The following is an 11,808-nucleotide window of genomic DNA, read 5'->3' as shown; positions in this document are numbered from 1 at the left end:
TTTATAATACATTCTAACACTTTTTCCTTAACTTAATGGCAGTGGGGTATTCCTCTCCTAGCACACCTTCTTCACGTAGAAGTTCTATATCCACCAGCAGTGAATTTAGTGATGAAGATGAAATATTTGAGGATGATATGTCTGGTGATGAAGAAGAGTATGAGCAAGAAGGATTAAAAGATGAAGTAGATGAAATTATAAACGAAATTGAGGAATTAAAGGAAGGAAAAGAAACATTTGCTCAACATTTTGCAGCGCAGGCAAAGCAGCTTGAGGATCTAAGATTAGAACGTGACTCCTTGAGAGATAAAGTCAATGAACAACAGCGAGCGATATTTGAAAGAGGTCAAAGAATAAAGGAACAAGAGGAAGAACTACAGGATAAAAATGATGTAATAAAGAACTTAAATGATCAGTTGAAAGATAAGGAAGGTGAAACAAATGAGGCAAATAAAGAATTACAGAGAAAATTGAAGCAAAGTGAAGCTAATTTAACTGTACTAAAGGAAAAGAATGCAAATTTGGAGAATGACCTGAAGAAAATAGTGGAAGGTTTAAACGATGATCATAAAAAGCAGTTGGCAGAACAGTTAATGGAAACAAAAAAGGAAAACAATACATTGGCTGAAACGGCGAACCAATTGTCTAAAGAATTAAATGAATTACAGAGAGAAAAGGAAGATTTAGAGAGGGAAATTCGACAACTTGAACCTGGAAAATCACTTGCAGATGAGCTAAGCGAAGAAAATACGAAGAGGGAAATAGAAAAACTTCAATATCAACTTAAGGAAAAGGAAGGGATGTTAACGTGTACACAGGAAGAGCTGGCATCTGTCAAAGAGAGTCTAGAGCAACTGCAGAACATATTACAGCAGGAAAAAGGTCAGGCAACTCAAACTGAAGTTGAATATGAAAGTAGAGGAACAAGCATGCAGCAGCAAGACCAAGGTATACAAGCTGTAAACAACAACTCAAGCAGAATAGCTAGTGGGTTAAGACAAGAAAACAAAAAATTGACTAGAGACAAACTAACTATATCTGAACAATTAAAACAAAAAATAAGAGAGATTGACGAGTTAAAGAAAAATTTAAAGCAACTGCAAGAAGAAAATAAACAACTAAAACAAGAAGTTACCAAAAATGCAGGCGTTGATGCATCATCTTCAACAGGTCAAAAAGAAGCTAAAGAAGCAGAAGTTATACCGCAAAACATTATGGATTGGCCTGTTCCAATTCCAGACGATAAACCAGAAGAGCAGAAAACTCCATTAGAGCCAATCAAGGTAAATACAGAATTATCAGATCCAAAATCAATCTCCGCTGAGGGTCCGGAAAAATCTCCTCCTCTTTCAAAATGATGAGTTTTGCTTCTATAGCTGACCCAAGCAACACGTCATCCCGCGATTTATTCGCGTTATCTCAGCCGCTAACACGTAGCGGGATACTTAACCGTCATACCGTGATTTATTCACAGTATCTCTTAGCCGCTAACAAGCAGCGGGATGACAGCAATCCTACGTCATGCCGCCGCGGTATCTCTAGATCCCGCTAACTAGTAGCGGAATGACGAATTTTTGTTTTTCAAATTATAGCTAAACATACTGTAATTGCTATTGAATGATGGAGAGACATACTCCATTATTTTAGCACGAAGTAACAAATTCAATGAATTGGTTCTTCAAAAATAATTTAAACTTTTACAGTAGGTCATGAAATATTATAGCGATCTCATTAAAAGAAACTTTTATAAGTATCGTTGATGAGAAAGGAAAAGTTGTTAAGGAAGAAGTTGTTGCAAGCGAAAGTAAGGCAATAGCAGATTAGCCAAGGCAAAAAATACGAATCCATAGGAATAGAAAGTGGACAGTTGTCAATATCAATGTGCAAAGAGTTAAGGAGTTTTGGATTACCAGTAATTTGTGTAGATGCAAGGCATATGGCAGCAGCGTTGTCTGCAAGAATCAATAAGAATGATAAAAACGATGCGAGGGGTATAGCGCAGATGATGAGAAGTGTTAGTAAAATCAGTTGTCAAATTAAAATAGCGCTTGGAAGCAGAAGACAGCTAATGTGTAGCAAACAGCAGGTTATTGGAACAATAAGAGGGTTGTTGAAGATACATGGTCGGTAAAGGATCAAAATTTGAAACTTTCGCTTTAAGAATACAAGAGGCAATAAATAATTTGGATGAAATCAGTAGGAGTTCAATTGAAGCGTTAGTTTGTAGTTTGGAAGCAATAGAAAAGTCATTAAGAAAGCTTGACAAAATGCTTTCAGAACAAGGTGAAAAAGACGATGATTGTAAATTGTTAACTACTGTTCCAGGAGTGGGGATTATAGTAGCAATGACGTATAAAGCTGCAATTGATAACCCACATAGGTTTGAGAAATCTGATACAGTTGGAGCATATATAGGGTTGACACCAAGGCAATATTCTTCTGGAGAAGTTGATCGGCATGGCAGCATATCAAAAATGGGACCAGCGGAATGTAGAAGTATGTTATATGAAGCTGCACAAACAATGCTTACAGTTACCAAGAGGACATTTAAATTAAAAAACTGGGGTTGCGAAGAAAAAAGGAATGAAAAAAGCAATTGTAGCAGTAGCAAGAAAATTAGCTGTAATTATGCATAGGATGTTGGTTGATAAAACAGAATTTTATTATCAATAAACATCAAAAGAGCATAGGACAATAATTTTATTGAAAATAAAGATAGCAATGCCGATGGAAGGGACAAGCAAGAACTTAGTTAGACTTCGTGGTAAATATGTTGCCGTCCACTTCCGCCTAACAAGTATAATGCGGCTTGACAAGTTTATTGTCATCTCAGACCGCGGAGAGAACCATATGCTACTTTTAACTTACGTGGAATTACCAAGGATTATGGAGAAGATATGCTGTTTTGATTTGTGTGAAAATTATTGTTGACTTATGTGCAATTAGAGAACCTAAGTCACTTTAGCTATAATTCAGAATTGAGAGCTTTTAATAACTCTCTAACTCCCACTTAGGTCTTGGTGCAAAATTGAGAGAATCTATATAGCTTTTCTGTAACATTTCAATTCCTGCCCATCCAACCATTATTGCATTATCTGTACATAGGTTGTTGGGAGGAAAAAATATGTTTAAGTTTATGTGTTGTTTTAATTTTTCTCTCAAGAAATTATTTGCTGCAACTCCGCCGGTAATCACAAAGTCATTGATTTTGATATTTAAAGATTCGGCCATAATAATCGCATTACTAACCCTGTCCAGCAGTATGTCACTAATACACTCTTGAAACGAAGCACATACATCACACACATCTTGCTCGCTCATTTTAAGTTCTTGTACTAAGTTTTTTACTGCTGTTTTAATCCCAGAAAACGAAAAGTTACATCCAGAACGTTTTATCATTGCCCTTGGCAGTTTGAATCTTGTGCCATTGCCTTTTTTAGCCAACTTTTCAATTAATGGGCCTCCTGGGTAGCTTAAACCCAGCATCTTAGCAACTTTATCAAATGCTTCTCCTAACGAGTCATCGAGCGTTTCTCCAAGTTTAACGTATTTGCCTACATCCTGTGCAATTAAAAATTGACAGTGACCACCTGATATTAATAGGACTAAAAATGGAAATTTTACCTCATGCAGTAACCTAATAACCAATGCATGCGCTTCTAAGTGATTCACTGCAATGAATGGTTTTTGTGCTACATGCGCAATTGCTTTAGCCATCATTGTACCAACTATTAATCCACCTATGAGTCCTGGTCCTGATGTTGCTGCAATTGCATTGAGGTCACAAAAGTTAAGGTTAGATTTTTTTACAGCGCTTTTTATCAGGCCACTTAAATGTTCCATATGAGCACGTGAAGCTATCTCAGGAATCACCCCACCGCGTTTTTTGTGTTCTACTTGAGAAAGAATCTTGTGAGCAAGGACTTGCTTGTCACTATTTACAATCGCTACTGCAGTTTCGTCGCAGCTTGTTTCAACAGCTAAAATGGTTTTCATGTATATTTAGTTACTGTATTACCAAAACTATACTTTGAAACGCTGTAGAAGTTAACTGCAAAGTTAACTTCTATAGCTAAAAGATTTACCGACAACCGTCATTCCGCTACGTGTTAGCTGATGAGATACCGCGCACAACTGTACGAACATTCATTCTTAAAGGTAAACTGCACAGCAAATGGTGTCATTCCAGTGCTTGACACTGGAATCCAGCCTTGCCGTAATCTCATCAAGAACGTTGTGTTTTAACATAAGATCAGCCACTTTTATGCTCACCAACTTAGTGCCCAATCCAAATTCCTGGATTCCAGTGTCAAGCACTGGAATGACACCATCTACTACTCAAATTACCTGCAAATTGCAATGTTCGTACACCAAAAGAATGAATCGCGGTATGACGGTTCGCGGCGGCATGACGTAGGAAAACCTGCACTATAAGCTAATCATCATCTCCAAATATAGAGCTAATTTTTTTGCCCCCAGGAGAAAATTTATTAGTCCAACTGCTTTGCACTTTGGTTACGTCTTTAGTGGCAGTTTTATTGCTGTATTCCTTGATTTCCTTATCTATTCTCTCCATCATTTGTGAATCAAGGTAGCTCTTTTTCCATTGGCCAGTAGCAAGGAACACTTTGTTTAAGTCTTGAGTGCGGATTAAGTATTCTTTATCTTTAGGGTAAACCTCCTGCGCCCAAGCAAATAGCTCAAAATAGCGTGCAAATAATTCAGATGCACGTGATTTTGCAGTTTGATAAGCCTGTATCTCCTTAAATATAACTTGGCCGATAATTTTCTGCACAAGAATATTTGCTTGCTTTAGGTTCTGCTCAATATCCTGGTAAACTTTATGGAGAAATTCCTGTTCCAAACTTAAGTTCAGTTCATTTTCAACCATGTGTGAAAGTTCATGCACTATAATGTATGGGTTTGACTTCCTCAGTACAATAACATATCTATTTACACTGGAAGACCTGATTGTCTTACACACTCCCTCTTCCATATCCACTAATCCCTCTTGGTATATTTCAAATGAGAGCCTGTTTTGCTTTATTAGTGATAAAGTGAGGTTTAATGTGTTTCTAAACTTCTCAAATTGATAGAGATATTCGACATACCGTATTGCATTTTCACTGCTTCCTACTTGAGCTGCTTGTTTTATTAAATTCCTGATTAGCATACCTTATTATTAAAGGAATTCTTTTTATACTCAAGAATTGATTGGCTACAAAGTGTTTTTAGGAAGCCTGATTGCATAGCTAAAGTAATTCATGTTTACTGATAACCGTCATACCGCGATTCATTCCATAGCTGTACGAACATTGTGATTTGAGAGCAATTTCCATAAGGGAGGATGTCATTCCAGTGCTTGGCACTGGAATCCAGCCTTTCCATAATCATCAAAACATTGTATTTTAACGTAAAACAGTTATTTTTATGCTCACCAACTTAATAAAATTCCTGGATCCAAGTAGTCAGGGCACTGGGATGACATTACAGGGGCACTGAAATGACACCATTTTCGGTCTCTTAAATTGCTTTAGCCATAAATATTTAAGAAATTTACTAAATAAAAAAAAGGCAAAAGAAGCCCCGTGGTGGTTGGCTATTTACTATGTACTAAAATATCGGCGTTTTTTTTATTCTAAAACGCTTGATTAAGAGCGATTTAGCTGCTTTTAACTTGCAACTAACCTACACCGCAAGTGTTTAAGAAATTTACTAAGCAGGAAAAAAGGCAAAGAAACCCCGTAGTAGCTAGCATTCAAATTCTCCCTTGTCAATTTGACGTTTTTTGCTGTCTTAAACGCTTTGTAAGCGCGTTTCGGCTTATATAGGTAAAAACCTAAAAATTTTTAAAGACATGCGATGCACGTAGTGCGAAAAATTAAACATGAGACGCCAAATACCCTAAGTTTTTTGTCATTAACCTGCACAGATTGCGAAGATAAATAAACAGCTTCACTGTTATGATAAGGGGGCTGGCGAAACTTGTAAAGGAATTTTTTACATCTAATTTATAGCTCCCTGCATGATATCACGTATTATCTATACCAAGGAGTTCTGCTTGTAGATATTATACCAACAATCCACTATTTTTTTTATGTCTTGTGGTTTAGTTTCTGGACCTATACTGATTCTAATTGAACACTCTGTTTGCTCTTTTGTTGCCCCCATTGCAAGCAAAACATGGGAAGGCTCAACTTTTCCAGAAGAACATGCGGAGCCATTACTAACTGCAATATAATTCAAGTCAAAATGCATGAGCTGCACATCACTCTTTACTCCTGGCATATAAATAAAACTTGTGTTTGGCAGCCTCTTAGAGTTTTTACCGAAGATTCTTATGTCACTGACAAGATTTAATAATTCACACTCTAATTGATCGCGTAGCTCCTTTACTTCATCCATTTTTGATAGAAGATCTGGAATATTTTGCAGTGCAGCAGAAAGGCCTGCAATCGCAACAATATTTTCCGTACCACCACGAAATCCCTTCTCTTGTCCACCACCTATTATAATAGGTTCTATCGCAAGTTCTTTATTGAATATTAAAACTCCACTGCCTGCTACACCGCCAAATTTATGGGCGGATAAAGTGAGTAAATCCACTCCTAAATCTTCCATATTAACTTTAATTTTCCCAACACTTTGAGCAGTGTCAGTGTGGCAAATTGCTCCAAATTTGTGGGCTATTTCAGCTATTTCCTCAATAGGTTGAATAACTCCGGTTTCGTTATTTGCCATCATAACTGAAACTATTGCTTTGTTTCCTTTAAGTTCGCTTAGAATTTTTTCTAGCTCTAAAAAGTCAACAATGCCCTCCTGATTAACGGGTATTATGTATGGATTACATGCAGAATTAAGAATTGAAGGATGCTCTATAGCTGAAATTACATGCAGGTAGCCTGCTATTCCTCTCATAACAAGGTTATTCGCTTCGGTTGCACCAGACGTGAAAACTATTTCTTTATCACTTGAGACGCCAATAGCACCACGTACGTTATCTCTTGCATCCTGAAGAATCTTCCTCGCTTCTTGTCCTCTTTTATGTAGTGATGATGGATTGAGCGTTTGTTTTAACAAGACCTCAAATATACTTTTTTTTACATTTTCACTAATTGGAGCAGTTGCATTGTAATCAGCATATACGCAACCACTATTTTCTAAAGAGAATGGACTCATCTGTCACTTAAATAAGTTTACCATCAACTATAGCCATAACTATGTACGTTAGCTTTAACACGATAAAAAATTTATTGCAAAAACAGCGAAATTAATACATAATTAATAACTCACGTCATTAATACCTGTCAAGCGGGTTCTTATTAGGGGTTACCATGGTTGAAGTTTTTTTGAATAATGCAACAAGAAAGATAGAAGGTGAATACCACCAAAGCAAAGATGCCAACGCGCCGGTTGTGCTGGTTTTACATCATCATCCTCAATATGGTGGTAATATGGATAGTAAAATTGTACATAGTACATATACGTCTTTTATCGATAACAATTTTTCTGCATTGAAGATTAACTTTCGTGGTGTGGGAAAATCTACCGGAACTTTTGATAAGGGTATAGGAGAATTAACTGACGCTGCGGTAGCCATTGATTGGCTTCAGGAACATAATCCTAGCAATGTTCCAATTTGGATCGCTGGTTTTTCTTTTGGAGCATGGGTGGCTATGCAGCTAACAATGCGCCGCCCTGAGATAGTGGGTTTTATTGCTCTTTCTCTTCCGGTAACTAAGTACGATTTTTCTTTTCTTTCTCCCTGTCCAGTTTCTGGGCTTATAATACAAAGCAGTAATGATACAATCTCAGAAGAAAGCGATGTAACAGAATTAGCAAAAAGGTTGATAAATTCAGTAAGAAGTGATCACATGAAATACCATATAATAGATGATACTAATCACTTTCTAAAGGATAAAGAAGAGGAAGTGACTCAAATCGTGGACAATTATATAAAACTGCGCTTGAATAGTGCAACTATTTCTTTTCAAAAGGTCAAAAAAGAGGTAAGGGTAAAAGAATATGCCTAATCTTTACAAATAAGAGAAATGAGTGTAGTAATATAAATAAAAGGGTTTTGTTATGTTTAAAAAGCTATTATTTTTTGTTTTAGCTGTGTTTATGTTATCGGGGTGTTTCCTAAGTAAACAGCGTAAGTTAAAAAGTCCGTGTATAAAAAGCAATGAAAGCATTTCATGCGAGTTGTACTCTGTTAATGATCATTGGTTAGATAAGTATAAGGCATAGAAATTGTGCTATTTTTCCTATTCACAACTTCACTAATGATCGATCTCTCAATTGGAAAATGCAGTCTGCCTTTTCTGCAAGGAGATGATTGTGTGTTACTATAAGCATAGAGCTGTTATTTTCCTTTACGTATGAATGTAGCAGTAAAAACACCTTAAAAGAATTTGTTGGATCTAAATTTCCTGTTGGCTCATCTGCAAGTAAAAGCTTTGGAGAATTTACAATGCTTCTTGCAATTGCAACTCTCTGCCTTTCCCCACCCGAAACTTCAGATACCATGCTACTTGCTTTGTTTTCCAGACCAAATTTTTCCAACATTGCTTGCGAATTTTTTTTTGCTTCAGCTTTGCTTTTTCCTGCAATGAGTTGAGGAAGCATAATATTTTCCAACACCGATAACTCTTGTAACAAATAGTGAAATTGATAAACAAAACTAAGAAAATTTCTTCTTACATGAGTTTTATGCTTATTACTGGCTTGTGTGCAATTTATTCCATCTATCGTAACTATACCTGAAGTTGGCTTATCCAATAAGCCTGCGATTTGCAATATAGTTGTTTTCCCTGCACCTGAATTGCCAATCAGCGCTACTACTTGCCCTCTTGTGACACTTAAGTTGATATCCTTTACAACAGCAGAATTGTTCTTGAAGCTTTTATCTACGGAAGTTAGTTCTAGTGCTACATTACCACCCATGTTTAAAAGATCCAGAAGGCATCTAAGTTTTAGTAATAATTAAACCGAAAAACTGTTACCACAACCACATTGAGACTTAGCAAAGGCATTCTTTATTTGAAAACCAGAACCACTGAGATCCTCAGTATAATCTATAACTGAGTTATTTAAAAATTTTGCTGAACAATTATCAACCATTAATACAGGATTACCATTTTCATCATTAATTACTATATCTTTACCTTTTTCGCTAAAACTGGAATGGCTTCTATAGTCCTCGCTTTCTTCATAATCATCATCTTCGTCTTCGTCATCAAACTCATCATCTTCATCATCCAAAGATAGATTTTTATTCATTTGATCCATAAGAAAATTGTATTTGAAGCCAGAACATCCACCGCCTGAAACTGCAACCCGTAAAACGGAACTCTTATCTCCTTCCTGCTCTGCAAGAGAGTGGATTTTTTTTAGTGCATTATCAGTTAAGTTGATGTTGTAATTTGTTGACATAGTAACCACCGTTTATTATTGATAACTTATTATAGTAGAAATTTTACATGTCAAACAATAATTTTCTATTAAATTATGCATGTTTTCCAAGCAAAACAAAAGGGAGATACTTCAAAGAGCCAGAAGATGAGAATCGCAGCTGCTTTCAGCGTGATAGGGACCGTATCATTCACTCTAATGCGTTTAGAAAATTGGAGTACAAAACACAAGTTTTTATCAATTATGAGCACGACTACTATCGCACTCGGCTTACTCATAGCCTTGAAGTTGCACAAATTGCAAGGTCCATTGCGCGTAGACTTGGCTTAAATGAGGATATCACTGAATGCATAGCGCTCGCACATGATCTTGGTCATCCTCCATTTGGTCATGCAGGTGAAGATGCTCTAAAGAAATCAGTTCAAGATTTGAATCTTGATAATGAGAAGTATGAGTTTGATCATAATGTTCAAGCTATAAGGATTTTAACTTATCTTGAACAAAAACATGCTGATTTTGATGGTATGAATCTAAGTTGGGAGGTGATTGAAGGAGTTGCAAAACATAACGGTCCCTTGCTTGGTCAAAACGCGGAGTCTTCTACAAGTAATCAGATGTTATTAGAATACAACAAAAAATATGATCTAAAACTTGAAGAATTTTCAAGCATTGAAGCGCAAGTTGCTTCAATTGCCGATGATATTGCTTACAGTGTTCACGATCTTGATGATGCACTCAGGGCGAATTTAGTAACCATCGAAGATTTGCTGAATGTTCCTTTAATTGAAAAAATGTTTAAAGACATAAGGAGCAGATATTCAGAATTGCCTCAGAGCAAACTCATACATGAATCACTGAGTGGAACTATAGGAACTATGATAAGTGATGTTGTTTCTCAGACTGAAAGAAATATTGAAGATCACAAAATAAAAAGCGTAGAAGACGTAAGAAGTCTAAATAAAATGCTAGTCACATTTTCACCAGAAGTTGCGAATGCTACAAAAGAAATGAAAAGATTCAACATGGAGAAAATATACAGAAGCTATAAACTGAGTAGAACGATGAACAAAGCAAAACGCATAATACAGGAACTCTTTCAATGTTTTTATGAAAACCCAGGATTACTTCCCACAGAGTGGAGCAAACTCGCTTGTGAATCTCAGCGTTCAGTAATAACATGTGACTATATCTCAGGTATGACAGATAGATTTGCTATACACGAGCACAGAAGAATTTTTGATACCTCATACGAAATGACTTCTTTCTAATGACTGATGATCATTTCATGTCAATTGCATTAAGGCTTGCAGAAAAAAATCTTGGAAATGTTGCACCAAATCCTGCTGTCGGGTGTGTTATTGTAAAGGATGGTACAATTGTTAGTGAGGGATACACAGGGATTGGTGGGCGTCCGCATGCGGAGGTAGTCGCTTTGCAAAACGCTAAAGATTCAACTCATGGCGCAACTATATATATCACTCTTGAGCCATGTTGTCATCACGGAGTCACGGGGCCTTGCACTGCAAAAATCATAAAAGCTAGCATAAAAAGAGTAGTAATTGCAACTATTGACCCAGATAGTAGAGTTTCAGGTGGAGGCATTAAAGCTCTGAAAGAAGCAGGAATTGAAGTTGAGCAAGGTATTATGCAAAAAGAAGCAGAAGAACTGAATGTCGGTTTTTTCACCACTAAAGAATTACATAGACCATTTATAGCTTGCAAAGTCGCAACAACTCTTGACGGAAAAATCGCAACATTTACAGGCGATAGCAAATGGATAACAAGTGAAAATACGAGAAACTGGGTGCATGAGCTCAGAACGAAATATGATGCAATTATGATCGGCAGCAATACTCTTATTAATGATGATCCACTCTTAACTTGCAGATTACCAGGACTTGGAAGTAGATCGCCAATAAGGCTAATTATAGATAGCCAAGGGAGATTAAAGGAAGAGCATAACATTGCAAAGACTGCAGACAAAGTAATAACTTGGGTCATCACAAATAAAGAAGTAGAGAAAAAAATAAAAAACATTAACTACTTAGTAGTTAATTCAAGCAACGCAGGTAAGGTTTGCCTAAAGGACATGGCATTAAAACTTGTTTCAGAAATTGGTATAACAAGATTATTAGTTGAAGGTGGAGGAGTGTTAATCACAGAACTATTAAAGTGTAATTTAATCGACAGGTTGATAATATGCCGCAGTGGTAAAATTTTAGGCAATGATGCCACTCCTTTTGTAGGAGATTTAGGGATTCAATTCATTAACAACTGTTATCAGTTTAAAAAAACAAAGATAATAGAGTTTAGTGAGGATATAGTTGAGGTTTGGGATAGGTCGTCATCACTGCCATTAAGTTAAGGAAGGAATGGTAAAAAACGAACCAGAAG

General features: G+C 36.4%; 11 protein-coding genes and 1 pseudogene. 7 read left to right on the top strand and 5 right to left on the bottom strand.

Features of this window, described 5'->3' with window-relative positions:
* Nucleotides 1-35 precede the first annotated feature (35 nt).
* The 3 genes from DEF52_RS06645 to DEF52_RS05300 all read left to right on the top strand — a co-directional run bounded on the left by DEF52_RS06645 (nucleotide 36) and on the right by DEF52_RS05300 (nucleotide 2,636).
* A complete protein-coding gene (locus DEF52_RS06645) occupies nucleotides 36-1,358 on the top strand; it encodes a coiled-coil domain-containing protein (RefSeq protein ID WP_237357364.1) in 1,323 nt (440 codons plus the stop codon).
* A 509-nt stretch (nucleotides 1,359-1,867) separates the two neighbouring features.
* Nucleotides 1,868-2,131 (top strand): hypothetical protein, encoded by a 264-nt coding sequence (locus DEF52_RS05305; protein ID WP_007552904.1) that lies wholly within the window; start codon nucleotides 1,868-1,870, stop codon nucleotides 2,129-2,131.
* Entirely contained in the window at nucleotides 2,121-2,636 is a 516-nt protein-coding gene (locus DEF52_RS05300) for an IS110 family transposase (RefSeq protein WP_010081946.1), read from the top strand. Before DEF52_RS05305 ends, DEF52_RS05300 begins: the two co-directional genes overlap by 11 nt.
* Nucleotides 2,637-2,988: 352 nt before the next feature.
* Here the strand turns inward: DEF52_RS05300 and tsaD are convergent, their stop codons facing one another.
* A complete protein-coding gene (tsaD, locus tag DEF52_RS05295; RefSeq protein WP_151808059.1) occupies nucleotides 2,989-3,996 on the bottom strand; it encodes a tRNA (adenosine(37)-N6)-threonylcarbamoyltransferase complex transferase subunit TsaD in 1,008 nt (335 codons plus the stop codon).
* A gap of 298 nt (nucleotides 3,997-4,294) precedes the next feature.
* On the opposite strand from tsaD, the pseudogene DEF52_RS06310 reads away from it, so the two are divergent.
* Nucleotides 4,295-4,396 (top strand): annotated as a pseudogene (locus DEF52_RS06310) (WPE palindromic element domain-containing protein); the annotation flags it as partial.
* A 39-nt stretch (nucleotides 4,397-4,435) separates the two neighbouring features.
* Here DEF52_RS06310 and DEF52_RS05290 read toward each other — a convergent pair.
* Together DEF52_RS05290 and DEF52_RS05280 are read right to left on the bottom strand one after the other, a co-directional pair.
* Nucleotides 4,436-5,173: a WD_0702 family putative metalloprotease gene (locus DEF52_RS05290; protein WP_151808058.1), complete on the bottom strand. Its 738-nt coding sequence runs from the start codon at nucleotides 5,171-5,173 to the stop codon at nucleotides 4,436-4,438.
* 869 nt (nucleotides 5,174-6,042) lie between these two features.
* Nucleotides 6,043-7,179, bottom strand: coding sequence for a cysteine desulfurase family protein (locus DEF52_RS05280; RefSeq protein WP_151808057.1), 1,137 nt, complete (start codon nucleotides 7,177-7,179; stop codon nucleotides 6,043-6,045).
* Between the two features lie 155 nt (nucleotides 7,180-7,334).
* Here DEF52_RS05280 and DEF52_RS05275 point away from each other — a divergent pair, with 155 nt between their 5' ends.
* Complete coding sequence (locus tag DEF52_RS05275; protein ID WP_151808056.1) at nucleotides 7,335-8,033, top strand: alpha/beta hydrolase; 699 nt, start codon at nucleotides 7,335-7,337, stop codon at nucleotides 8,031-8,033.
* A 238-nt stretch (nucleotides 8,034-8,271) separates the two neighbouring features.
* On the opposite strand, the gene DEF52_RS05265 is transcribed toward DEF52_RS05275, so the two are convergent.
* Together DEF52_RS05265 and DEF52_RS05260 are read right to left on the bottom strand one after the other, a co-directional pair.
* On the bottom strand, nucleotides 8,272-8,946 hold the full coding sequence (locus DEF52_RS05265) for an ABC transporter ATP-binding protein (RefSeq protein WP_151808054.1): 675 nt from the start codon (nucleotides 8,944-8,946) through the stop codon (nucleotides 8,272-8,274).
* 39 nt (nucleotides 8,947-8,985) lie between these two features.
* Entirely contained in the window at nucleotides 8,986-9,435 is a 450-nt protein-coding gene (locus DEF52_RS05260; protein WP_151808053.1) for a HesB/IscA family protein, read from the bottom strand.
* A 47-nt stretch (nucleotides 9,436-9,482) separates the two neighbouring features.
* Here DEF52_RS05260 and DEF52_RS05255 point away from each other — a divergent pair, with 47 nt between their 5' ends.
* Together DEF52_RS05255 and ribD are read left to right on the top strand one after the other, a co-directional pair.
* Complete coding sequence (locus DEF52_RS05255) at nucleotides 9,483-10,682, top strand: deoxyguanosinetriphosphate triphosphohydrolase (protein ID WP_151808052.1); 1,200 nt, start codon at nucleotides 9,483-9,485, stop codon at nucleotides 10,680-10,682.
* Nucleotides 10,682-11,779 (top strand): bifunctional diaminohydroxyphosphoribosylaminopyrimidine deaminase/5-amino-6-(5-phosphoribosylamino)uracil reductase RibD, encoded by a 1,098-nt coding sequence (ribD, locus tag DEF52_RS05250; protein ID WP_151808051.1) that lies wholly within the window; start codon nucleotides 10,682-10,684, stop codon nucleotides 11,777-11,779. Before DEF52_RS05255 ends, ribD begins: the two co-directional genes overlap by 1 nt.
* Nucleotides 11,780-11,808 lie beyond the last annotated feature (29 nt).

It is taken from the genome of Wolbachia endosymbiont of Nasonia oneida (assembly GCF_009012935.1).
Classification (GTDB): domain Bacteria; phylum Pseudomonadota; class Alphaproteobacteria; order Rickettsiales; family Anaplasmataceae; genus Wolbachia; species Wolbachia pipientis.
Note: the sequence above shows the minus strand (reverse complement) of the source record. Positions and strands in the feature narration are given on the sequence as shown.